The sequence below is a fragment of the Nocardioides sp. Root151 genome, assembly GCF_001427925.1.
Taxonomy (GTDB): Bacteria; Actinomycetota; Actinomycetes; order Propionibacteriales; family Nocardioidaceae; genus Nocardioides.
Genome location: NZ_LMGG01000004.1, coordinates 590,094 through 611,911 on the forward strand (window position 1 = coordinate 590,094; position 21,818 = coordinate 611,911).

At 70.2% G+C, this 21,818-nt stretch carries 24 protein-coding genes; 20 read left to right on the forward strand and 4 right to left on the reverse strand.

Going from position 1 to position 21,818, the window contains the following annotated elements; translation table 11 throughout:
* Positions 1–49: 49 nt before the first annotated feature.
* On the forward strand, positions 50–349 hold the full coding sequence (locus ASD66_RS11335; protein ID WP_056890986.1) for a hypothetical protein: 300 nt from the start codon (positions 50–52) through the stop codon (positions 347–349).
* Between the two features lie 26 nt (positions 350–375).
* On the opposite strand, the gene ASD66_RS11340 is transcribed toward ASD66_RS11335, so the two are convergent.
* Together ASD66_RS11340 and ASD66_RS11345 are read right to left on the reverse strand one after the other, a co-directional pair.
* The gene (locus ASD66_RS11340; RefSeq protein WP_162254265.1) at positions 376–1,389 is read right to left on the reverse strand and encodes a MerR family transcriptional regulator; all 1,014 of its coding nucleotides are present in this window, start codon (positions 1,387–1,389) and stop codon (positions 376–378) included.
* 65 nt (positions 1,390–1,454) lie between these two features.
* Positions 1,455–1,700: a hypothetical protein gene (locus ASD66_RS11345; RefSeq protein ID WP_056890988.1), complete on the reverse strand. Its 246-nt coding sequence runs from the start codon at positions 1,698–1,700 to the stop codon at positions 1,455–1,457.
* On the opposite strand from ASD66_RS11345, the gene ASD66_RS11350 reads away from it, so the two are divergent.
* The 8 genes from ASD66_RS11350 to ASD66_RS11385 all read left to right on the forward strand — a co-directional run bounded on the left by ASD66_RS11350 (position 1,701) and on the right by ASD66_RS11385 (position 8,729).
* Positions 1,701–3,107: an HNH endonuclease gene (locus ASD66_RS11350; protein ID WP_082599450.1), complete on the forward strand. Its 1,407-nt coding sequence runs from the start codon at positions 1,701–1,703 to the stop codon at positions 3,105–3,107.
* 36 nt (positions 3,108–3,143) lie between these two features.
* Positions 3,144–3,749, forward strand: coding sequence for a hypothetical protein (locus ASD66_RS11355; RefSeq protein WP_056891443.1), 606 nt, complete (start codon positions 3,144–3,146; stop codon positions 3,747–3,749).
* Positions 3,750–3,818: 69 nt separating this feature from the next.
* Complete coding sequence (locus ASD66_RS11360) at positions 3,819–4,589, forward strand: prepilin peptidase (RefSeq protein ID WP_056890989.1); 771 nt, start codon at positions 3,819–3,821, stop codon at positions 4,587–4,589.
* Positions 4,590–4,623: 34 nt separating this feature from the next.
* A complete protein-coding gene (aroC, locus tag ASD66_RS11365) occupies positions 4,624–5,802 on the forward strand; it encodes a chorismate synthase (protein WP_200950000.1) in 1,179 nt (392 codons plus the stop codon).
* Positions 5,799–6,347 (forward strand): shikimate kinase, encoded by a 549-nt coding sequence (locus ASD66_RS11370; RefSeq protein ID WP_414858574.1) that lies wholly within the window; start codon positions 5,799–5,801, stop codon positions 6,345–6,347. Before aroC ends, ASD66_RS11370 begins: the two co-directional genes overlap by 4 nt.
* The gene (gene aroB, locus ASD66_RS11375) at positions 6,344–7,447 is read left to right on the forward strand and encodes a 3-dehydroquinate synthase (protein ID WP_056890990.1); all 1,104 of its coding nucleotides are present in this window, start codon (positions 6,344–6,346) and stop codon (positions 7,445–7,447) included. Before ASD66_RS11370 ends, aroB begins: the two co-directional genes overlap by 4 nt.
* On the forward strand, positions 7,444–7,875 hold the full coding sequence (locus ASD66_RS11380; RefSeq protein WP_056677492.1) for a type II 3-dehydroquinate dehydratase: 432 nt from the start codon (positions 7,444–7,446) through the stop codon (positions 7,873–7,875). The genes aroB and ASD66_RS11380 overlap by 4 nt, the downstream gene beginning before the upstream one ends.
* A 68-nt stretch (positions 7,876–7,943) precedes the next feature.
* Positions 7,944–8,729 carry an SIMPL domain-containing protein gene (locus ASD66_RS11385; RefSeq protein WP_056677495.1) on the forward strand — a complete coding sequence of 262 codons (786 nt, stop codon included), beginning with the start codon at positions 7,944–7,946 and terminating at the stop codon, positions 8,727–8,729.
* A 21-nt stretch (positions 8,730–8,750) separates the two neighbouring features.
* Here the strand turns inward: ASD66_RS11385 and ASD66_RS11390 are convergent, their stop codons facing one another.
* The gene (locus ASD66_RS11390; RefSeq protein WP_082599451.1) at positions 8,751–10,256 is read right to left on the reverse strand and encodes an amino acid permease; all 1,506 of its coding nucleotides are present in this window, start codon (positions 10,254–10,256) and stop codon (positions 8,751–8,753) included.
* A 253-nt stretch (positions 10,257–10,509) separates the two neighbouring features.
* On the opposite strand from ASD66_RS11390, the gene efp reads away from it, so the two are divergent.
* The 5 genes from efp (at position 10,510) to ASD66_RS11415 (ending at position 14,773) form a co-directional block, all read left to right on the forward strand.
* A complete protein-coding gene (gene efp, locus ASD66_RS11395) occupies positions 10,510–11,073 on the forward strand; it encodes an elongation factor P (RefSeq protein ID WP_056677498.1) in 564 nt (187 codons plus the stop codon).
* Positions 11,070–11,468 (forward strand): transcription antitermination factor NusB, encoded by a 399-nt coding sequence (gene nusB / locus ASD66_RS11400; protein ID WP_056677500.1) that lies wholly within the window; start codon positions 11,070–11,072, stop codon positions 11,466–11,468. The genes efp and nusB overlap by 4 nt, the downstream gene beginning before the upstream one ends.
* Positions 11,469–11,567: 99 nt before the next feature.
* Entirely contained in the window at positions 11,568–12,227 is a 660-nt protein-coding gene (locus tag ASD66_RS11405; protein WP_056677502.1) for a DUF4956 domain-containing protein, read from the forward strand.
* Positions 12,224–12,997, forward strand: coding sequence for a polyphosphate polymerase domain-containing protein (locus ASD66_RS11410; RefSeq protein ID WP_056677505.1), 774 nt, complete (start codon positions 12,224–12,226; stop codon positions 12,995–12,997). The genes ASD66_RS11405 and ASD66_RS11410 overlap by 4 nt, the downstream gene beginning before the upstream one ends.
* 30 nt (positions 12,998–13,027) lie before the next feature.
* A complete protein-coding gene (locus ASD66_RS11415; RefSeq protein ID WP_156388643.1) occupies positions 13,028–14,773 on the forward strand; it encodes a TIGR03767 family metallophosphoesterase in 1,746 nt (581 codons plus the stop codon).
* A 17-nt stretch (positions 14,774–14,790) separates the two neighbouring features.
* Here ASD66_RS11415 and ASD66_RS11420 read toward each other — a convergent pair whose 3' ends face one another.
* Entirely contained in the window at positions 14,791–15,501 is a 711-nt protein-coding gene (locus ASD66_RS11420; protein WP_162250916.1) for an acetoacetate decarboxylase family protein, read from the reverse strand.
* Positions 15,502–15,529: 28 nt separating this feature from the next.
* Here ASD66_RS11420 and ASD66_RS11425 point away from each other — a divergent pair, with 28 nt between their 5' ends.
* The 6 genes from ASD66_RS11425 (at position 15,530) to carA (ending at position 21,818) form a co-directional block, all read left to right on the forward strand.
* Positions 15,530–16,897 carry a dihydrolipoyl dehydrogenase family protein gene (locus ASD66_RS11425; RefSeq protein ID WP_156388644.1) on the forward strand — a complete coding sequence of 456 codons (1,368 nt, stop codon included), beginning with the start codon at positions 15,530–15,532 and terminating at the stop codon, positions 16,895–16,897.
* Positions 16,898–16,942: 45 nt separating this feature from the next.
* Positions 16,943–17,773, forward strand: coding sequence for a DUF1206 domain-containing protein (locus ASD66_RS11430; protein ID WP_056677514.1), 831 nt, complete (start codon positions 16,943–16,945; stop codon positions 17,771–17,773).
* A 118-nt stretch (positions 17,774–17,891) separates the two neighbouring features.
* On the forward strand, positions 17,892–18,473 hold the full coding sequence (pyrR, locus tag ASD66_RS11435) for a bifunctional pyr operon transcriptional regulator/uracil phosphoribosyltransferase PyrR (protein WP_056677516.1): 582 nt from the start codon (positions 17,892–17,894) through the stop codon (positions 18,471–18,473).
* Complete coding sequence (locus tag ASD66_RS11440) at positions 18,470–19,399, forward strand: aspartate carbamoyltransferase catalytic subunit (protein WP_056677519.1); 930 nt, start codon at positions 18,470–18,472, stop codon at positions 19,397–19,399. The genes pyrR and ASD66_RS11440 overlap by 4 nt, the downstream gene beginning before the upstream one ends.
* Entirely contained in the window at positions 19,396–20,703 is a 1,308-nt protein-coding gene (locus ASD66_RS11445; protein ID WP_056677522.1) for a dihydroorotase, read from the forward strand. The genes ASD66_RS11440 and ASD66_RS11445 overlap by 4 nt, the downstream gene beginning before the upstream one ends.
* The gene (gene carA / locus ASD66_RS11450) at positions 20,700–21,818 is read left to right on the forward strand and encodes a glutamine-hydrolyzing carbamoyl-phosphate synthase small subunit (protein WP_056890991.1); all 1,119 of its coding nucleotides are present in this window, start codon (positions 20,700–20,702) and stop codon (positions 21,816–21,818) included. The genes ASD66_RS11445 and carA overlap by 4 nt, the downstream gene beginning before the upstream one ends.

Sequence of the window (21,818 nt, forward strand, 5' to 3'; positions counted from 1 at the left end):
CGGACGTCCGTCCAGCAGCGCCGCCACCGTTCGACCGAGGGAGTGAGCCGTGACCGACCGACCTGAGATCGTCTGCATCTGCGGTTCCATCCGGTTCGCGGAAGAGATGCGTGCGGCAAACCGTGACCTGACCTTCGCCGGTGTCATCGTCGTCGCGCCAGGTGAGGCTGACGAGTTGGTCACCCACGAGCAGAAGACCGCGCTGGATGCCCTTCACCTGCGCAAGATCGACCTGGCTGACCGGGTTCTGGTCGTCAACCCGGGCGGGTATGTCGGCGAGTCCACGAGCAGGGAGATCGCCTATGCCCGGGCCACCGGCAAGCCGATCTCGTTCACCGATCCGGTCTGACCACTGCACGCTTGGTGGCCCAGACCTCAGGCTGCACGGCCCAGGTCGACCACGACGATCGTGTGGTTGTCGGGCTCGCCTGCCTCGGCGACGGCCGTCGCGACTGCGTCGGCCACCTCCTGCGGGGTTCCGTCGAGCGTGAGCAGGCGGCCGAGATCGTCGATGTGGGAGTGGACCCCGTCAGTGGTCAGCACGAGCCGGTCGCCCTCGTGAAGGTCGAGCACGATCTCGTCGGCCACCACACCGGGCGCCAACGCCCGGTTGAGCAGGTTGCGGTGCTCGTGTGCGCGGGCCTCGTCCGCGGTCAGCTCACCGGCCTCGATCAGCGCCGCCACGACCGTGTGGTCGTGGGTGACCTGCCGGACCTCCCCATCGCGCACGAGCCAGACCCGGCCATCGCCGATGTGCGTGACCTGCGCGCTCCCACCCGTGAACGCGACGGCGGTGAGCGTCGTACCGGAGGCCGGCAGCTCAGGCAGGGCTGCGCTGACGTCCGGGGCGATCTCGGAGATCGCCCCGACGAGCCCGCTCTCCGCAAAGGCGGCCAGGGCGGCCGCGGCCACGTCGTCGCGGTCACCGAAGCCGTCGGCGACGGCGATCAGGCCGGTGGTGACGAGGAGCGCGTCCTGCTGCGCATCGCGTCGCCCCTGGCGGTGACTGGAGCCGTGTTCGGCGTGCAAGGTCCTGGTGGCTGTGGTCATTTCGTGTGCCTCGTTCCTCAACTGATGGACGAGGGTGGTGACGATGCCGCGCCGAGTCGCGGTGTCGGCCTCGATCTGGCGCCAGTACGCCTCGATCTCCCGAGCCGCCGCAGCGTTCGAACCGTTGACGACGTTCTTGATCCGCGACAGTGGCATCCCCAGGATCCTGAGCGTCGCCACCAGCCGGGCCCGCTCGAGCTGCGCCGGGGCGTACCTGCGGTACCCCGAGTGCGGGTCCACCTCGGCCGGACACAGCAGGCCGAGGTCGTCGTACAGCCTCAACGCCTTGGGCGTCAGTCCCGCAGCGCGGGCGAAGTCGCCGATCGTCATGAGCGTCATGGTCACCATCCTCCCGGTGTCGGTCACCGGTGAAACAGAGGTTGGGCCTTCCCGTTGGGGCAAGGTCAAGAGTCGGCTTCGTGATGGCCCTGCCGGATGCCGTGCTGCATGAACTGGCGCAGGTAGTGGTCGATCCGGATGCCGTCAAGGGCGAGGGGGAGCGCGGCGAACCACGCCGTCGTCCGCTGGTCAGGCGTCGTGCTGTGGGTGCCCAGCGGCCCGCGATAGCCGGTTCCCGACGGCCTGATTTCTTGTCCACAGATGTCGAGAATCCCTTGCCAGGGTTGACGAAACTCGATAGACTCGAACACATGTTCGAAGCATCCGAAGTCACCTCGCCCCAGGAGCCCACCGCGGCCCCTGGAGTGGTGCTGGACGCCTCGACAGTGACCGCCTGGACAGAAGCCTTGCTGAACGTCTCGGAGGCGGTGGGCGACGACGACGCCCGCATCGACGTGATCGGCGCACTGGAAACCCTCAAGTCGGCCATCGCCGCCGCCCAGGCCGAGCTCTCGGTCGACTTCGACGAGTCGATGCGTGCCAAGGCCGCCGCCTCCGGGGTCGGGAAGCGCCGCCAGGGTCGCGGCATTCCCGAACAACTCGCCCTCGCCCGCCGGGAGTCGCCCTACCGCGGGAAGCGTCACCTCGGCCTCGCCAAGCTCCTGCGCAAGGAGTTGCCGCACACCCGGGCGGCGTTCCGGGCCGGACAGATCACCGAATGGGCCGCCACGCTGCTGGCCAAGGAGACCGCCTGCCTGGAGGTCGACGACCGCGCGAAGGTGGACAAGGAGATCGCCGGCGACCCCGAGGCCGTCGCGAAGTTGTCGGAGAAGCAGGTCGGTGACCAGGCCCGCAAAATGGCCGCGAAGCTCGACCCCGCCTCGGTGGCCCACCGGCGGGCGAAGGCGGAGAAGGACCGCCGGGTCACCATCCGTCCGGCACCGGACACGATGACCTACCTCACCGGGCACCTCCCGGTCGGGCAAGGCGTACAGGTGTACGCCGCGTTGAAGAAGGCCGCCGACACGTTGATCGCCGGTGGCGACGAACGCACCCGGGCGCAGATCATGGCCGACACCCTCGTCGAACGCGTCACCGGCAAGGCCCAGGCCCCGGCGGTGCCGGTGATGATCAACCTGGTGGTCTCCGACCAGACCCTCCTCGGCACCAGTCACGACCCGGCGCACCTCGACGGGCACGGCACCATCCCCGCCGACCTGGCCCGTGAGCTGGTCGCCACCGCCCTCGAACACGAAATCCAGACCTGGTTGCGGAAGGTGTACGCCTCACCCCACGGCGGCCTCACGGCGATGGACTCGCGTGCCCGGATCGTCCCCCACGGACTCGCGCGCCTCATCCGGACCCGGGACGGCGGCATCTGCCGCACCCTGTACTGCGACGCACCCATCCGCCACATCGACCACGCCACCGGCATCGCCAATGGCGGTGAAACGGTCGAGGAAGACCTCCAAGGACTGTGCGAGGGCTGCAACTACGCCAAACAAGCACCCGGCTGGACAGCGTCTGGCCACCACTCACCCCACGGGCGACATCAAGTCACCACCACCACACCGACCGGGCACACCTACGTCTCCACCGCACCACCACTGCCCGGCTGGGCCGAACTTGAGCCGAGACGCCTTCTCGCCGTACCGGAACCGGAAGACCCCACCGATCTCCTCGCCGAGTACGAGCTCATCGACGTGGAAGCCGCCTGATCGTCACTGATGGTGGCTGCGCCTACAGTCGGGTCTGTGAGCGAGCGCAAGAGCTGGACCATGACCACCCACGACTGGTCAAGGGATCTCGACCTCGCTCACCTTGCTGAGGTCCGGGATCACACGGATCGCTACGGCGCCGGCGGCCGACGCCACATGATCCTGGAAGTGCTCGCCTACGCGAATGACGAAGCCGAGTCCATCGGACGAGTGGGACATGCGGTGGTCACGTTCCATGACGACGGGAGGGTGCGCGTGTCCGATGACGGCCGCGGGACCGACACCCGGGTGGACTCCGTCGGCGCCGTTGTCCGCAAGCCGGTGATGGCTACCAAGGACCTCCGGTTCTTCGACGGCCTCGACGGACCCCTGTTGCCCGACGGCCTCCCGCGACGCGGAATGTCGACCGTGTCGGCGCTGAGCTCCGTCCTGGTCCATGAGAACCATCGCGCCGAAGGGTCGTGGTCGCAGACCTATCGCCACGGCGTTCCGGAAGCGGCTCTTTGCTCGCTTCGCGCGGCAAGCGACTCGGGCACCTCCGTTGAGTTCGTCCCGGGCACGAGCATTGGCGGTCCCGATTCGCTCGAGGGCTCGGATCTCCAGGCCTTCTCCTGGTTGCACATCGATCTTTTGGCCGAGTGACCGCCTCGTCGACCACGAAGGTCAAACAGAACTCACGACAGGTCGGCGCAGGCCGTAGGGTGACCAGCCATGGACTGGGCAGCACATCTCGACACGGTGATCGTCTGTGTCGTCCTCGGAGCGATCACCGGATGGTTCGTTCCACGCGTCGTGGCGAGGCTGCCCGAACCCGTCCCGTTCGCCGAGGAAGAAGGCGACGACGAGGCGCACGACGACGCGGGCGGGGAGACCACGGCCGAGCCCGAGGAACCCAAGCCGTTGTACGCCGACCTGGCTGCTGCACCACACATGGCGACGTGGACTGCGGGCTGGTCCGCGCTCGTCGCCGGTCTCATCGGCGCACGAATCGGGTGGGACTGGCCGCTGCTCTACCTCGTGCCGCTGGTGCCGATCGGCGTCGCGCTGGCGTGGGTCGACCTGCGGACCCGCCTGCTGCCGAAGCTGATCGTCGGACCCACCTACCTGCTGACCGTCGTGCTGCTGCTGGTCTGTGCCCTCGCCCAGGGTGACGCCGACGCGTTGATCCGTGCCGCGATCGGCTGGCTCGTCGCCGGCTTCGTCTACTGGTTCCTGTGGCGGTTCACGCCCGGCATGGGCTACGGCGACGTACGCCTGTCCGGCATCCTCGGCATGGCGCTGGCCTACCTCGGCTGGGCGGAGTTCGCCGTCGGCACCTACGCCGGGTTCGTGATCGGCGTGGTCGGCTGGATCCCGCTGCGAGTGCTGCGGATCACCAGCGACCGCACCTTCCCGTTCGGTCCGTTCATGTTGGTGGGCGCGGTGGTCGGCGTGCTGTGGGGCGCCGACATCGGCGGCTATCTCGCCGACCGGCAGGGCTGACGAGCGCGCGCGGGGCGCGTGAAAGACTGCACCCATGCTGCGTTGGCTCACTGCGGGCGAATCCCACGGCCCGTCCCTTGTCGCGATCCTCGAAGGCCTCCCTGCCCATGTGGAGGTGACCTCGACCGACATCGCCGACGCGTTGGCCCGGCGCCGACTCGGCTACGGCCGCGGCGCCCGCATGAAGTTCGAGCAGGACCAGGTCACCATCATCGGCGGCGTCCGGCACGGCAAGACCCAGGGCGGACCGGTCGCGATCCAGGTCGGCAACACCGAGTGGCCCAAGTGGGAGCAGGTCATGTCGGCCGACCCGGTCGACCCCGAGATCTTGGACAGCCTGGCCCGCAACGCGCCGCTCACCCGGCCGCGTCCCGGCCATGCCGACCTGGCCGGCATGCAGAAGTACGGCTTCGACGAGGCCCGCCCGATCCTCGAGCGCGCCTCCGCCCGCGAGACCGCCGCCCGGGTGGCGCTCGGTCGGGTGGCCAGCAACTTCATCGAGCAGACCATGGGTGCGCGCATCGTCTCCCACGTCGTCGAGCTCGGGGGAGTGGCCGCGCCCTACGGCAGCGTGCCCAGCCCTGAGGACGTCGAACGGCTCGACGCGGACGAGGTGCGCTGCCTCGACCCCGATGCCAGCAAGCAGATGGTTGCGGCGATCGACCAGGCCCACAAGGACGGCGACACCCTCGGCGGCGTCGTCGAGGTGGTCGTCCACGGACTTCCGCCGGGCCTCGGCTCGCACGTGCACTGGGACCGTCGCCTCGACTCGCGCCTGGCCGGTGCCCTGATGGGGATCCAGGCGATCAAGGGAGTCGAGGTCGGCGACGGCTTCGGCCTGGCCGCCGTTCCCGGCTCGCAGGCCCACGACGAGATCGTGCCGTCACCCGAGGGCATCCGGCGTACGTCGGGTCGTTCCGGTGGCACCGAGGGCGGCATGACCACCGGTGAGATCCTGCGGGTCCGGGCGGCGATGAAGCCGATCGCCACGGTGCCGCGGGCCCTCAAGACCATCGACGTTGCCACCGGCGAAGAGGCGGTGGCCCACCACCAGCGCTCCGACGTCTGTGCCGTGCCGGCCGCCGGCATCGTCGCCGAGGCCATGGTCGCGCTGGTCGTGGCCGACGCCGTGATCGAGAAGTTCGGCGGCGACTCGGTCGCCGAAACCGCGCGCAACTGTGCGTCCTACCTCGACGCCATCGCCTTCAAGTGAATCTCGACAAGCTCGATCACCGACCGCAAGCCGATCACCGACCGCGCGTCGTCCTGATCGGCCCGATGGGGTCGGGCAAGACCACGGTGGCCGGCCGACTGGCCCGGCACTGGGGCGTGTCGTCACGCGACACCGACCACGACGTCGAGGTCGCCGAGGGCCGGGCCATCTCGGACATCTTCGTGGAGTCGGGAGAGGCGCACTTCCGCGCGCTCGAACGCGCTGCCGTGAAGCGGGCGCTCGAGGAGCACGACGGTGTCCTCGCACTGGGCGGAGGCGCCGTCGTCGACGAGCAGACCCGCGCGGCGCTGGCCGGACACACCGTCGTCTTCCTGCGCGTCGGACTGGCCGACGCCGTCAAGCGGGTCGGGCTCGGCACGTCGCGACCGTTGCTGCTCGGCAACGTGCGCAGCCGGATCAAGGCCCTGCTCGACGAGCGCACACCGGTCTACGAGGCCGCCGCGACCTTCGCCGTCGACACAGACGGACGCACCCCCGACGAGATCGCGGACGAGATCGTCACCCGAATCGAGGAACAGTCATGAGTGAACCCACCGTCCTGCACGTCGGCGGTGCTTCGCCGTACGACGTCGTCATCGGGCACGACCTCATCGACCGCCTGCCCGGCCTGATCGGCGAGGGTGTCGAGCGGGTGGCGCTCCTCTTCCCCGGTGAGCTCGGTGAGCTGGCCGAGCCGGTGCTGCGCGCGCTGGTCGAGGAGTACGACGTGCTCGCGCTCGGCCTGCCCGACGGCGAGAACGCCAAGACCGCCTCGGTCGCCAACGACTGCTGGGAGGCACTGGGGGAGCGCGGCTTCACCCGCTCCGACGTCGTGGTCACGGTGGGAGGTGGCGCGACCACCGACCTGGGTGGCTTCGTGGCCGCCAGCTGGTTGCGCGGCGTCAAGGTCGTGCACGTGCCGACCACGCTGCTCGGCATGGTCGACGCCGCGGTCGGTGGCAAGACCGGCATCAACACCGGCGCCGGGAAGAACCTGGTCGGCGCCTTCCACGAGCCCGCGGGAGTGCTCTGCGACCTGTCGCTCCTGGCCACCCTGCCTGCCCAGGAGCTGCGGGCCGGCCTCGGTGAGGTCATCAAGTGCGGCTTCATCGCCGACCCCGAGATCCTGCGCCTCGTCGAGGACGACCCGGCTGCGGCCCAGGACCCGGCATCGCCGGTGCTGCGTGAGCTGATCACCCGCGCCATCCAGGTGAAGATCGACGTGGTGGTCGCCGACCTCAAGGAGACCGGCGGCGTCGAGGGGCACCCCGGTCGCGAGGCGCTCAACTACGGCCACACCATGGCGCACGCCATCGAGCGGGCCACCGACTACGAGATCCGGCACGGCGAGGCAGTGGCCATCGGCTGCGTCTACGTCGCCGAGCTGGCGCGTCGCGCGGGTGTGCTCGCCGACGATCTCGCCGACCGCCACGCCGCTGCGTTCGGTCTGGTCGGCCTGCCGACCTCGTGGTCCGGCGCCGGGTTCGACGAGCTGCACGATGCGATGAAGGTCGACAAGAAGTCGCGCGGCTCGCAGCTCCGGTTCGTCGTGCTCGACGAGCTTGCGAAACCGCGCGTCCTCGCCGGTCCGTCGGAGGCCGACCTGCGCGCGGCGTACGACGTGATGACCGGAGGTGCGCAGTGACCCGGGTCCTCGTGCTCAACGGGCCCAACCTGGGCCGGCTCGGCAAGCGCCAGCCCGAGATCTACGGCCACACGACGTACGCCGAGCTGTCGGACCTGTGCGTGCAGTGGGGCACCGAGCTGGGGCTGGACGTCGAGGTGCGCCAGACCAACCACGAGGGCGAGCTGCTCGACTGGCTCAACACCGCGGCCGACGAGGCGACGCCGGTGGTGCTCAACGCGGCCGCTTGGACGCACTACTCGTGGGCGCTCTTCGACGCCTGTGCGCAGCTGACCGCGCCGCTGGTCGAGGTGCACATCTCCGACCCGTCGCAGCGCCCGGAGGAGTTCCGCCACACCTCCGTCGTGACGCCCCATGCGGTGCGGGTCATCGCCGGCCGTGGGATCGACGGCTACCGCGAAGCCCTCGAGCTGCTCGCGCCGAGCTGAGGGAACCGTTCCCGAGCGCTGCTCGTCCAAGGTTCGGCCGTCCGGCCGCGGAGGACGAGGAGAGCACGATGGACAAGTCAGTGACGCTGAGCGTCAAGGGGATCCTGCTTGCAGGCCTGGTGCTGCTCGCACTGGTGACGGCGTACCTGCTCGGCGGGGCCGGCGACTCGCCGGGGACGACCGCGCGCGCCGACGAGGGTGACGGCGCGGCGACGCAACGACAGATGACCATGGTCGGCACGGGCACGGCGACCGCCGTGCCCGACCAGATCTCGTTCACGGTCTCGGTGAGCCACCTCGACCCCGACCTGGAGACGGCGCTGGCCGAGGCGAGCACCACGATGAAGGCGGTGCTCGGCCGGCTCGAGGAACACGGCGTGACCGCGAAGGACATGCAGACCACCGGCCTCTCGATGAACCGGGAGTACGACTACCCGAGCTACGGGAGCCCGGTGTTCAAGGGCTACCGGGTCAACCAGAAGGCGCGGATCCGGGTGCCGGAGCTGAAGGAGGGCGGCAAGGCGATCACCGCGGCCGTCGATGCCGGCGGCAACCGTGTGCGGGTCAGCAACATCGACCTCGAGGTCTCCGACCGGGAGGCCGTGCTGGCCGAGGCCCGCAAGGCCGCCGTCGAGCAGGCCACCGCGAAGGCGGAGGAGTACGCCGACGCGGCCGGACAGGACCTCGGCGACGTGGTGACCCTCAAGGAGGTGTCCACCAGCACCCCGAGCACCGAGCTGCTGGACATGCAGTCCTACCGGATGGCCGCCAGCGACCTGGCCGCGAAGGTGCCGATCCGGGCCGGCGAGGACGAGCTGGCGGTGCGGGTGCAGGTGGTGTGGCAGCTCGGTTGACGCCTCGACCCGGACGCCGGGTCAGCGCCGGTGGGAGCCCTGGAGGGTCCGGGGCTCGTGGGTGGAGGCCAGGTGGCTGTGCCGGCGGCCGTACGCGACGTACAGCACCAGGCCGCCGGCCATCCAGATCGCGAAGTTGCGCCAGGTCTCGCCGGTCAGGTTGAGCATCAGCCAGCCGGTGGCGGTCGCGGACAGCACCGGCAGCAGGGGCATCATCGGCACCCGGAACCCACGCTCGAGGTCGGGCTGCGTGCGCCGCAGCACGATCACCGCCAGGGCGCAGAACAGGAACGAGAAGAGGGCGCCGATCACCAGCAGCTGCTCGAGCTGGAAGAGCCCCGGCCACAGCGCGAGCACGGCGGCGATCGAGCCGGCGACCAGGGCAGCGGTGCTGGGGGCCAGGAAGGTCGGGCTGACCCGGCCGAGTGACGGCGGGAGCAGGCCGTCGCGGCCCATCGCGAACAGCACTCGGCTCTGGGCGATCAGCACCACCATGATCACGGTGGTCAGCGCAAGCAGGGCACCGAGGTTGACCACCTGGGCGGCCCATCCCACACCGACCGCCTCGAGAGCATCGGAGACGGGCGCCGGCGAGCCGAGCTCGGCCGAGGGTCGCAGCCCGACCAGGACGACAGCCATCGCCACGTAGAGCAGGGTGACGATCGCCAGCGAGATCATCATGCTGCGGGGGATGCTGCGCCGCGGCTCGTGCGCGTCCTCGGCGGCAGTCGCGATCAGGTCGAAGCCGATGTAGGCGAACACGATCACGCCGGCGGCACTGAACACGCCGACCGCGCCGAACTGCTCGGTGGAACCGACCAGCATCTGCAACACGGTGCGTGGCCCGTCGGTGGCCTCGGCCTCGCGGCCCTGGGGGACGAACGGGGTGTAGTTGCCGGGAGTGACGTACGCCGCGCCGACCGCGATCACGAAGCCGATCACCGCGAGCTTGGCGGCCACGACCCAGGTCAGCACCCGGGCGGAGAGCTTGGTGCCGGTGACCACCAGCAGGCCGATCACGGCGACCGCGACGAACGCCACCCAGTTGGTGCCGGTGTCGGCCGAGGCGTGCTCACCCAGCCAGGCGGGGATCTCGAGACCGAACCCGTCCAGCGTGGCCACGAAGTACGTCGCCCAGAAGCGACCGACCAACGCCGCAGCGACCACGAGCTCCAGGACCAGGGCCCAGCCCACCAGCCACGCCCAGACCTCACCGATGGCGACGTAGCTGAAGGTGTAGACGCTGCCGGCTGCCGGGATGGTCGAGGAGAGCTCGGCGTAGCTGAACGCCGCGAGCAGGCAGACCAGCGAGGCGATGCCGAACGAGATGATCACCGCCGGTCCGGCCGCGGTCGCGGCCTGCTGGCCGGCCAGGCCGAAGATGCCGGCGCCGATCATCACACCGAGGCCGAGCATCACCAGGTGAGCGGTGCCGAAGACCCGGGGGAGACGATGCCGGCCGGCGTCGACGCGATGGATCGCGACCTCAGCGGGCAGCCTGCGGCCCGGGGACGTATGCCGAGTCATACTCACCTCATGGTTCGGGGGTGTCCGCTGTGCGGACAAAGTGCCTCAAGGAGCGCACGCTATCCCTCGGCGGTCCGATTTGTCAGGTCCCGGTGCCGGTGGGATCACGGACGTGGAACCGGAGGTCTGGTCCCGGGAGGACGACGAGATTGGCGGCTACGGGCCGTGGGACGTATAGAATTGGCGGCTGCTGCCCGCTGGCCTCCGGCGCGGGCGACTCCGACACCCCCGACTCGAAGAGGCTCACGCGCGCATGGCAACAACGAACGACCTGAAGAACGGCATGGTTCTCAAGCTCGAGGGCCAGCTCTGGACCGTCGTCGAGTTCCAGCACGTCAAGCCCGGCAAGGGCCCGGCCTTCGTGCGCACCAAGCTCAAGAACGTCGAGTCGGGCAAGAACGTCGACAAGACCTTCAACGCCGGCACCAAGGTCGAGACCGCCAACGTCGACAAGCGCACCATGCAGTACCTCTACAACGACGGCACGTCCTACGTCTTCATGGACACCTCCACCTACGACCAGCTCGAGGTGACCCCCGAGATCGTCGGTGACGCCGCGAACTTCATGCTCGAGAACCAGGAAGCCATCGTGGCGACCAACGAGGGCCGCGTGCTCTTCGTCGAGCTGCCCGCCTCGGTCGAGCTGCTGATCAGCCAGACCGACCCCGGCCTCCAGGGCGACCGTTCCACCGGTGGCACCAAGCCGGCCACCCTCGAGACCGGCCACGAGATCCAGGTCCCGCTGTTCATCAGCTCGGGCGAGAAGGTCAAGGTCGACACCCGCGACTCGTCGTACCTCGGTCGCGTCAAGTCTTGAGCGCCCGCACCAAGGCCCGCAAGCGCGCCCTCGACGTCCTGTTCGCCAGCGAACTGCGCAACGAGGGTCCCGTGATCGCACTCGACCGGTCGATCGCCGACGGCGAGGGACCGACGAACGACTACACCGCCACGCTGGTGCGCGGCGTGGTCGAGCACCAGGAAGAGATCGACGCGCTGCTCTCGGGTGCGGCCGAGGGCTGGACCCTCGACCGGATGCCGGCGGTCGACCGCAACGTCCTGCGCATCGGCACGTGGGAGCTGCTGTACGCCGACGACGTCCCCGACGCCGTGGCGGTCTCCGAGGCGGTCAATCTCGTGCGTGACCTCTCCACCGACGAGTCGCCCGGCTACGTCAACGGAATCCTCGGCACCATCCAGCGCACCAAGGCCTGACCCGGAGCGCGAAGATGTGAAGGCTCTCACCGGGCCTTCACCTGCGGCTCATCGGCGGCCGTGAACCTGTTCTCCTCACTACTCGGAGGAGAACAGTTCATGAACACCGTCCTGATCCTGGCGTTCGACGTCGCGGCCATCGCCGTCCTGGCACACGGCATCTACTTCCGGCGACACCGTCGCCGGGACATGCTGATCGCCTACACCGCCCTCAACGTCGGTGTGATGGCCGTGGCCATGGTGCTGGCCACCTCGACCGTGGCGGCGGGTCTCGGGCTCGGGCTGTTCGGCGTTCTGTCGATCATCAGACTCCGTTCCTCGGCGTTGACCCAGGAGGAGGTCGGCTACTACTTCGCCTCCCTCGCGCTGGGACTGATCTGCGGGCTGCGCCCCGACCCGGTGTGGGTGGCACCGCTGGTCGGTGCCCTGTTGGTCGCGGTCATGTACGTCGCCGACCACCCGCGGATGCACGTGCACAACCGCCAGCAGGAGCTGACCCTGGACCGCGCCATCACCGACGAACGCGTCCTGGTCGCCCGGCTCGGCGAGCTGCTCGGGGCGGAGATCCAGCGGTTCATCGTCACCGAGACCGACCTGGTGCGTGACGTCACGGTCGTCGACGTCCGCTACCGCGTGCACCCGCAACGCCGACCGCTCGACGCCGGGCGGGACGACCAGCCCGAGCACGACCGCCTCGAGCCGGAGTCGACGCCGTACCCCGCCACGGCCCTGCGCGACCAGCGGCCGGGCGTGCGATGAACCGGGGACCCGCAGCCGTTGCCCAGCGGGTCGGGGTCGGTGCCTTCGCCCCGATCACCCTGGCCGAGGTGGTGGAGGCGGCCTCGCTGCAGACCCGGGTGGACCGGAAGTACCTGATCCCTCCGGACGCCTTCGCGGCCCTGATGCACGGGCTGGTCGGGACCTGTCGCGTGCTGGAGATCGACGGGCTGCGCGACTTCCGCTACGAGTCGGTCTACTTCGACACCGCCGGGCTGGACTCCTACCGCCGTGCGGCCACCGGTCGCCGCCGCAAGTTCAAGGTGCGCACCCGCAGCTATCTCGACTCGGGGGGCACCGTGCTCGAGGTGAAGACCGAGGGCGGCCGGGAGGAGACCGTCAAGGACCGACTGGCCACGACCGCGGCGCAGCGCGACAGCCTCGACCCGGCGGGCCTCGCGTTCGTGGACGCACGCATCGACGTCCCGGCGTGCGGGCTGGGGCCGGTGCTCACGACCACCTACCATCGGGCCACCCTGGTCGACGCGGACGCCGGCTTCCGGATGACGTGCGACGCCGGCCTCCGCCTGAGCGACTGGGCCGGCACCGTGGTCGAGATGACCGACCACGTGCTGGTCGAGACCAAGTCCCTGCGCGGGGCCGGGCCGGCCGACCGGTTGCTGTGGCGGCTCGGGCACCGACCGGTGCCGATCAGCAAGTACTGCGTCGGGATGGCCGCCGTCGACCCGCGGCTGCCGGCCAACCGCTGGAACCGGACGCTGCGGCGCTACTTCGGATGGCGTCCAGCGTGACCTGGGACACGCCGGCTCGTTGAGCGGCTCGTGGAGATCTCCCGTCGTGACCTGCTGAGATCCGGACTGGCCGTGGGTGCGGTCGCCTCCTTGGGCGGTGCCGGCCTCGTCGTCGACCCCGCACGTGCGGCTCCGGGCGTGCCGATCGCGGCGGCCGGTACGACCCTCGAGCGCACCTTGCTGCGCGGTCCGGCCGGTGGTGGCGGGTACCGGCAGGTCGTCCACGGGCCGGGGGAGCCGCACGTCGTGCGCACCGACCTGGGTAGGCCGGCGAGCGTCGGGCGCGACGGTCGGCGCCGGGGACTCCTGGCCTTCGCCCACCTCACCGACCTCCACGTGGTCGACGCCCAGTCGCCGATGCGCCTGGAGTGGCTCGACCGCTTCGACGACCAGGACAAGCCCGGCGACCCGACGACGGGACTGGCCTCCTCGGCGTACCGACCGCAGGAGATGCTCAGCGCCCACGTCGCGGAGTCGATGGTGCGCGCGGTCAACGACGTCGGGGTCGGGCCGGTCACCGGCGCGCCGCTCGCCTTCGCCCTGCAGACCGGCGACAACTCCGACAACGCCCAGCGCAACGAGGTCCGCTGGAACATCGACCTGCTCAGCGGTGGGACCACGGTGACCCCCGACTCCGGCGACCTGACCCGGTGGGAAGGCGTGGCCGACAACGACCGCCTCCACTACGACGTCCACTACTGGCATCCCGACGGCAACCCGCCACTCACCCAGGCCGACCAACCCCGCCGGCTGTACGGCTTCCCGTCGGTCCCCGGCTTGCTCGCCGCAGCGCGAACACCCTTCGTGGCGCAGGGCCTGGGCATCCCGTGGTACTCCGCGTTCGGCAACCACGACGGCCTGGTGCAGGGGAACTTCCCGCCGGGCAGCCTGGGACTCGCCATGAGTGCGGTCGCCACGGGCGGCCTGAAGCTGATCTCACCGCCACTCGGAGTCTCCTTGGCCGACCTGATGCGTCTGCTCGGGCAGGACTACCAGGGCTTCCTGCAGGGCCTGGCCCTGACGCCGTTCGTGCGGGCGGTGACGCCCGACCCGGAACGCCGGATCCTGAACCGGGGCGAGGTCGTGGACGAACACTTCACCACCACCGGCTTCCCGGTGGGCCACGGCTTCACCGAGCAGAACCGGGCCCAGGACACGGCCTACTACGCGTTCGACCAGGGACCGGTGCGCTTCCTGGTGCTCGACACCGTGAACCAGAACGGCTACTCCGACGGCTCCCTCGACCGGCCACAGTTCGACTGGTTGGCGGCCCAGCTGGCCGCCTCGCGGGACCGCCTCGTCGTCATCTCGAGCCATCACACCAGCGACACGATGACCAATCCGCTGGTGGCCGCGGGGGGAGAGGTGACACCTCGGGTTCTCGGGCCCGAGGTCGTCACGCTGTTGCTCGGGCATCCGCAGGTCATCGCATGGATCAACGGCCACACCCACCGCAACCAGGTGTGGGCACGCCGTCAGGAAGGTCTGCCGGGTGCGTTCTGGGAGATCAACACCGCGTCGCACGCCGACTTCCCGCAGCAGTCAAGACTTGTCGAGATCGTCGACAACCTCGACGGATCGCTCTCGATCTTCAGCACGATGCTCGACCACGCCGGCCCGGCGGCGTACGGCAGTCGTCTGCACGACCCGGTCGCGCTGGCCGGGCTGGCCCGTGAGCTCAGCGCCAACGACTGGCAGGAGCGGTCCCAGGACCGTCGTGGCGCCACTGACGCACGCAACGTGGAGCTGCTGATCGAGGCGCCCGCGCTGGCCTGAGGTCGAGCCGGGCGGGGTCACATCGGGCGGGGGACGTCCAGGGAGAAGCGGACGTCGTCCAGCAGCGCGCCGGGGTGACGGCCCGACGGCAGCCACCCGGGCAGCTCGCCGACGGATGACACGTCGGCCTCGACCCTGGACAGCCGCATCCGGCCACGCGCCTTGAGCCGGGTCCCGCGAAGGGAGTGGTCCGGGAACTCCTGGGCCACGCGGGCCCTGCTGACCACAGGGAGCCGCGGCCCCTTCGCGCGGGCCGTGGCCGACACCTGCCAACCGGCGCCAGTGGCGCTCGACGCGGTGAACGGCGTTCCGTCGGCGGGGGCGCCGGAGAAGTCGGCCAGGGTCTTGGGGATCGACCAGTTGGCGCGTCCGCCAACCAGGCTGCTGGGGGAGTCGACCGCCATGAACGGGATGGTCGCCACGAGGCGTCGGCCGAGTCCCCGCCCGAACAGGACAGCGACGGCGCCGAACACCTCGTCGTAGGTGCCGACCGGGGTGTCGGCGTACCGCACGAGTCCGCCGACGACTGCGACAGCCCTACCCCGCTCTCGCACCGAGGCGGGAAGCGCTGCCGTCGCCGCGGGAGTCGCCTTCGACCACCACACGACGGCGGAGGCCCTGACGGACCAGGGAGCCGGTGCGGAATTTCCGGGAAGTGTGCCGACCAGCTCGGGTGGGAGGTCGGTCTCGGGCACGCCGTACACGTCGGTCGGGTCGAAGCTGTCCATGCCGACAGCATGACGCACCACCGGTGCCATGGACATCGCGGCCGTCACCGACTTGAGTGGAGCCATGGACGTCGACGTGATCGTGATCGGACTCGGCCCGGGCGGCGAGTCCGCGGCCACCCAGCTCGCGAAGGCGGGACTCAAGGTGGTCGGCATCGACCGAAGACTGGTCGGCGGTGAGTGCCCCTACTTCGGCTGCATCCCGTCGAAGATGATGATCAGGGCGGCTGACGTGCTCGCCGAGGCCCGGCGGATCCAGGGACTGGCCGGTTCCGCCGACGTACGCCCCGACTGGTCGGTGGTCGCCGACCGGATCCGCGACGAGGCCACCGACGACTGGGACGACCAGGTCGCCGTCGAGCGGCTGGAGGCCGCCGGCGCGGTCTTCGTGAGGGGAGAGGCCCGGATCACCGGACCCGGCCGGGTCGAGGTCGACGGCACGACGTACGTCGCGTCGCACGGCGTGGTGCTCAACACCGGCACCGAACCGGCCGTGCTGCCGATCGACGGGCTCTCCGGGTCGCCGTACTGGACGAACCGCGAAGCGGTGCGGGTCACCGAGCTGCCGGCGTCGATGGCCGTCATCGGTGGTGGCGCCATCGGCGTCGAGCTGACCCAGGCCTTCGCCAGGTTCGGCGTCGAGGTGACCCTGCTCGAGGTGGCCGACCGGATCCTGGCCCCCGAAGAACCCGAAGCGTCGGCGCTGGTCACCCGGGCGCTGGAGGCGGACGGTGTCCACGTGCGCACCGGGGTGCGGATCGACCAGGTGCGCCACGACGGGCGGTTCCACCTCACGGTCGACGGCGACAGCGTCGAGACGGACCAGCTGCTGGTCGCCGCGGGTCGCCGCACCAACCTCGCCGGCATCGGGCTCGACACGCTCGGCCTCGACGAGACCGCGCGCAGCCTGGAGACCGACGAGCGGATGCGGGCCGGCGAGCGGCTCTGGGCGATCGGCGACATCACCGGGAAGGGCGCCTTCACCCACATGTCGATGTACCAGGCCGACGTGGCGGTGCGCGACATCCTCGACCAGGACGGTCCGGCCGCCGACTACCGCGCGGTCTCACGCGTGACGTTCACCGACCCCGAAGTCGGGTCGGTCGGCCTCACCGAGCACCAGGCCCGCGAGCGCCGTGGCGACGTACGCGTCGGTCTCTCCGCCGATCTCGGCACTCGCGGCTGGATCGCCAAGGGCGAGGGCCTGATCAAGCTCGTCGCGGACGGTGACGTGCTCGTGGGTGCCACCGCGGTCGGGCCCAGCGGGGGAGAGGTGCTCTCGATGCTGACCACGGCCGTGCACGCACGGGTCCCGATCGCGACCCTGGCATCGATGCACTACGCCTACCCCACCTTCCACCGCGCGGTCGCCACGGCCGTGCAGGAGCTGGCCTGATCCGTTCGGCTGCACCTCACGCGCCAACACTGGTGTACTTCCTCCATGGGAGATCAGGGCGACGACCTGGGGGAGAAGGCCGACGAGCTCGGTCGGCGTGCCGACAACAGCGACACCGTCGACCACGCGGTGAGGTTCGGGCTGGTGGTCTACGGGCTCGTGTACCTCCTCGTCGCCTGGCTGATCGTCCAGCTGGCACTGGGCGAGCGGCGAGGTTCTGTCTCGACCAAGGGCGCGCTCAAGGAGGTCGCGGAGCAGCCGTTCGGCGACGTCCTGCTCGTGGTGGTCGCCGTGGGCATGGTCGTGCTCGTGCTGTGGCGGCTGCTTGACCTGTTCGTGGGGCACCGCGACGAGGAGGGCGCTGACCTGTGGCGTGGACGCGGCGCAGACCTGCTCAAGTCCGCAATTTACGGATTCCTCGGGTGGAAGGCGTTCGGACTGGCCACGGAGAGCTCGTCGAGTGGAGGCACCAAGGTGCTCACCGCACGGATCATGGACCTGCCGATGGGCCGGGTCCTCGTGGGCGCGATCGGGCTCGCGATCGTCGGCTACGGAGTCGCCAACCTCTGGAAGGGTCTCAGCAACAAGCACCGCGAGCACCTGGCACACGAGGGCCGCAGTGGCAACGCAGGATCGGCGTACCTGCTCCTCGGCAAGGTCGGCTACGTGTCCAAGGGGCTGGTGGTCGGGCTGGTCGGCGCGCTGTTCGTCTACGCGGCGATCACGCACGAGCCGAAGGACTCCAGTGGGGTGGACGGCGCCGTGCGGGAGATCCTGCACCAGCCGTTCGGTACGCCGCTGCTGGTGGCGGTCGGCCTGGGCATCGCGAGCTACGGCCTCTTCGCCCTGGCCCGGGCGCGGCACCTCTCACGATGACGTCGCGCCGACGCTGGACCGGTGCCCGCGGCGTGGTCGATCGGCTGCTAGAGTTCGGGTCGTTCGACATCCTTTAACGAGCCGTCCCGTGAGGCGGAGAAGGAGGTCCGGCAAGCACATGCCTGCCCCGACCCAGCCCGGCGATGACGCCACTCCCGAGGGTCACATCGTGCTCGATGCCCGTGACATCTCCCGGGCGCTGACTCGCATCAGCCACGAGATCCTCGAACGCAACAAGGGCCCCGAAGACCTGGTTCTCCTCGGCCTGCACACCCGCGGCGTCCCGCTGGCCAGGCGGATCGCGGAGCGCATCGAGTCCGTCGAGGGCACGCCGATCGCGGTCGGCTCGCTCGACGTCACTATGTACCGCGACGACCTGCGCTCGCACCCCACCCGCGGACCGCAGAAGACCGTGGTGCCGGCCGGCGGCATCGACGGTCGCACCGTCGTGCTGGTCGACGACGTGCTGTTCTCCGGCCGCACCATCCGCTCGGCCCTCGACGCGGTCAACGACCTGGGCCGCCCCTCGACGGTCCGGCTCGCCGTGCTGGTCGACCGCGGCCACCGTGAGCTGCCGATCCGGGCCGACCACGTCGGCAAGAACCTCCCCAGCGCCCGCAGCGAACGGGTCAGCGTGCGCCTCGACGAGATCGACGGCCACGACGAGGTCCGCATCTCCCAGATCGGAGCCAAGCCGTGAAGCACCTGCTGTCCATCAACGACCTCGACGTCGACGCGATGCGGATGATCTTCGACACCGCCGCCGAGATGCACGACGTGCAGCACCGCGAGGTCAAGAAGCTGCCCGCCCTGCGTGGCCGCACGGTGATCAACCTGTTCTTCGAGGACTCCACCCGCACCCGGTCGAGCTTCGAGATCGCCGGGAAGTGGCTCTCGGCCGACACCATCAACATCACCGGCAAGGGCTCCTCCACGTCGAAGGGCGAGAGCCTGCGCGACACCGTGCTCACCGTCTGCGCGATGGGCGTCGACGCGCTGGTCATGCGCCACCACGCGAGTGGGTCGGCGCAGCAGGTCAGCGAATGGGTCGACGCGGTCGTGATCAACGCCGGTGACGGAACCCACGAGCACCCCACCCAGGCGCTTCTCGACGCCTACGCGCTCGAGCTGAAGCTGGGCAGCCTCGAGGGTCGCCGCATCGCGATCGTCGGAGACCTCACCCACAGCCGGGTCTTCCGCAGCAACGTGCTGGCCCTGACCAAGCTCGGCGCCGACGTCACCGTCGTGGCGCCACCGACCCTGATGCCCAGTGGCATCGACGCCTGGGCGAAGGCGAGCGGCTTCTCGACGTCCTACGACCTCGACGAGGTCCTGCCCGGCGCCGACGCGGTGATGATGCTGCGCGTGCAGCGCGAGCGCATGAACGGCGCGTTCTTCCCGACCGCCCGCGAATACACGGTCCGCTACGGGCTGACCCGTGACCGACTGGCCACCCTCAAGCCGGACACCCCGATCCTGCACCCCGGCCCGATGAACCGCGGCCTCGAGATCGCCGCCGACGCTGCCGACGCCGCCCAGTCGCTGGTTCTCGACCAGGTCTCGGCCGGAGTCGCGGTGCGCATGTCCGTGCTCTACCACCTGCTCGCCGGAGAGGAAACCGCATGAGCACCCACACCAGCCCCGGCGACAAGATCGTCGTCAAGGGCGCGTCCCTGCTCGGGGAGCAGGCGACCGACCTGCTGCTCGAGGACGGCGTGATCCGCGAGATCGGCTCCGTCTCCGAGAAGGGCGCCCGCGTGATCGAGGCCGACGGCCTGGTCGCCCTGCCCGGGCTCGTCGACCTGCACACCCACCTGCGTGAGCCCGGTCGCGAGGACGCCGAGACGATCCGCACCGGCTCCGCTGCCGCTGCGGTCGGCGGCTACACCGCGGTGCTGGCGATGGCCAACACGAGCCCGGTCACCGACACCGCCGAGAACGCCGAGCGGGTCTTCGACCTGGGTCGTGCGGCCGGGCTGGTCGACGTACACCCGGTGGGCGCGGTCACCCGCGGCCTGGCCGGGGAAGAGCTCGCCGAGCTCGGCCTGATGGCCACCAGCCGGGCCCGCGTGCGGGTCTTCTCCGACGACGGCAAGTGCGTCGGCGACGCCCGCGTGATGCGCCGGGCCCTCGAATACGTCAAGGCGTTCGGCGGCGTGATCAGCCAGCACTCCCAGGACTCCTCACTGGCCGGCGCGTCCGCGTGCTGCCACGAGGGCGAGGTCTCCGGCCAGCTCGGCCTGCCCGGCTGGCCCGGCATCGCCGAGGAGGTCATCGTCGCCCGAGACGTGATGCTGGCCCGTCACACCGGCTCACGCGTCCACGTCGCCCATGTGAGTACGGCGGGCAGCGTCGAGGTGATCCGCTGGGCCAGGGCCCAGGGCATCGACGTCACCGCCGAGGTCACGCCGCACCACCTGCTGCTCACCACCGACCTGCTCACCGGCTACGACCCGACGTACAAGGTGAACCCGCCGCTGCGTCCGGTCGAGGACGTCGAGGCACTGCGTGCCGCCCTGGCCGACGGCACGATCGACGCGGTGGCCACCGACCACGCACCGCACGCCCGCCACGACAAGGAGCACGCCTTCGTCGACGCGGCCTTCGGCATGCTCGGCCTGGAGACCGCGCTCGGCGTGGTCAACACGGTCATGCGCGGCAACGACCTGCTCGACTGGGCCGGCGTTGCTCGCGTCATGTCGGCCAACCCCGCACGCATCGCCGGTCTCGCCGACCAGGGCCAGGCCCTCCAGGTCGGCGCCCCGGCGAACCTCACCCTGATCGACCCCGAGGCCCAGGTCACCGTCGACCGCGACGCCTCCGTCTCCCTCTCCCGCAACAACCCGTGGCACGGCCGCACCCTCACCGGTGCGGTGCACGCCACCCTGTTGCGTGGAGTGCCCACCGTCCTGGAAGGAAAGCTCGTATGACTGAGGCTGTGCTGGTGCTCGAGGACGGCCGGGTCTTCCATGGCGAGTCCTACGGCGCCGAAGGCGAGACGTTCGGCGAGGCGGTGTTCTCCACCGGCATGACCGGCTACCAGGAGACGCTCACCGACCCGTCGTACCACCGCCAGGTGGTCGTGATGACCGCCCCGCACGTCGGCAACACCGGCGTCAACGACGAGGACCCCGAGTCCTCGCGCATCTGGGTGTCGGGCTACGTGGTCCGCGACCCCGCCCGCGTCCCGTCGAACTGGCGCTCGGTGCGCTCGCTCGACGACGCGCTCCGCGACCAGGGCGTCGTCGGCATCTCCGGCATCGACACCCGTGCGCTGACCCGACACCTGCGCGAGCGCGGCGCCATGCGGGTCGGCATCTCCTCGACCGGCGGCAGCGTCGAGGCCCTCCTGGAGAAGGTCCGCGCGTCCGGCGAGATGGCTGGCGCCGAGCTCTCCGGCGAGGTCTCGACCAGCGAGGCGTACGTCGTACCCGCGGTCGGGGACAAGCGGTTCACCGTCGCCGCCCTCGACCTCGGCATCAAGGCGAACACGCCGCGGATGATGGCTGAGCGTGGCATCGAGGTGCACGTGCTGCCGGCGAACTCGAGCATCGACGACGTGCTCGCCGTCAAGCCCGACGGCCTCTTCTTCTCCAACGGCCCCGGCGACCCGGCCGCCACGACCGGTCAGGTCGAGCTGCTCAGGACCGCACTCGAGCGCGGGCTGCCCTACTTCGGCATCTGCTTCGGCAACCAGCTCTTCGGTCGCGCACTCGGCTTTGGCACCTACAAGCTGAAGTACGGCCACCGCGGCATCAACCAGCCGGTGATGGACCGTACGACGAACAAGGTCGAGGTCACCGCGCACAACCACGGGTTCGCTGTCGACGCCCCGCTCGACAGGGCGACCGAGACCGAGTTCGGCACCGTCACCGTGAGCCACGTGTGCCTCAACGACGACGTGGTCGAGGGCCTCGAGCTGCGCGACGACACCGGCAACCTGAAGAGCTTCTCGGTGCAGTACCACCCCGAGGCCGCCGCCGGCCCGCACGATGCGGCGTACCTCTTCGACCGGTTCATCGACCTCATGGAAGGGCAGGCCTGA

Excerpts from the sequence above, each read along its gene's own strand:
- ASD66_RS11340 (WP_162254265.1), bottom strand. The coding sequence starts at position 1,389 with ATGACGCTCATGACGATCGGCGACTTCGCCCGCGCTGCGGGACTGACG.
- ASD66_RS11350 (WP_082599450.1), top strand. The coding sequence starts at position 1,701 with ATGTTCGAAGCATCCGAAGTCACCTCGCCCCAGGAGCCCACCGCGGCC.
- ASD66_RS11360 (WP_056890989.1), top strand. The coding sequence starts at position 3,819 with ATGGACTGGGCAGCACATCTCGACACGGTGATCGTCTGTGTCGTCCTC.
- aroC (WP_200950000.1), top strand. The coding sequence starts at position 4,624 with ATGCTGCGTTGGCTCACTGCGGGCGAATCCCACGGCCCGTCCCTTGTC.
- aroB (WP_056890990.1), top strand. The coding sequence starts at position 6,344 with ATGAGTGAACCCACCGTCCTGCACGTCGGCGGTGCTTCGCCGTACGAC.
- ASD66_RS11385 (WP_056677495.1), top strand. The coding sequence starts at position 7,944 with ATGGACAAGTCAGTGACGCTGAGCGTCAAGGGGATCCTGCTTGCAGGC.
- ASD66_RS11390 (WP_082599451.1), bottom strand. The coding sequence starts at position 10,256 with ATGACTCGGCATACGTCCCCGGGCCGCAGGCTGCCCGCTGAGGTCGCG.
- efp (WP_056677498.1), top strand. The coding sequence starts at position 10,510 with ATGGCAACAACGAACGACCTGAAGAACGGCATGGTTCTCAAGCTCGAG.
- ASD66_RS11405 (WP_056677502.1), top strand. The coding sequence starts at position 11,568 with ATGAACACCGTCCTGATCCTGGCGTTCGACGTCGCGGCCATCGCCGTC.
- ASD66_RS11410 (WP_056677505.1), top strand. The coding sequence starts at position 12,224 with ATGAACCGGGGACCCGCAGCCGTTGCCCAGCGGGTCGGGGTCGGTGCC.
- ASD66_RS11420 (WP_162250916.1), bottom strand. The coding sequence starts at position 15,501 with ATGGACAGCTTCGACCCGACCGACGTGTACGGCGTGCCCGAGACCGAC.
- ASD66_RS11425 (WP_156388644.1), top strand. The coding sequence starts at position 15,530 with ATGGACATCGCGGCCGTCACCGACTTGAGTGGAGCCATGGACGTCGAC.
- ASD66_RS11430 (WP_056677514.1), top strand. The coding sequence starts at position 16,943 with ATGGGAGATCAGGGCGACGACCTGGGGGAGAAGGCCGACGAGCTCGGT.
- pyrR (WP_056677516.1), top strand. The coding sequence starts at position 17,892 with ATGCCTGCCCCGACCCAGCCCGGCGATGACGCCACTCCCGAGGGTCAC.
- ASD66_RS11445 (WP_056677522.1), top strand. The coding sequence starts at position 19,396 with ATGAGCACCCACACCAGCCCCGGCGACAAGATCGTCGTCAAGGGCGCG.
- carA (WP_056890991.1), top strand. The coding sequence starts at position 20,700 with ATGACTGAGGCTGTGCTGGTGCTCGAGGACGGCCGGGTCTTCCATGGC.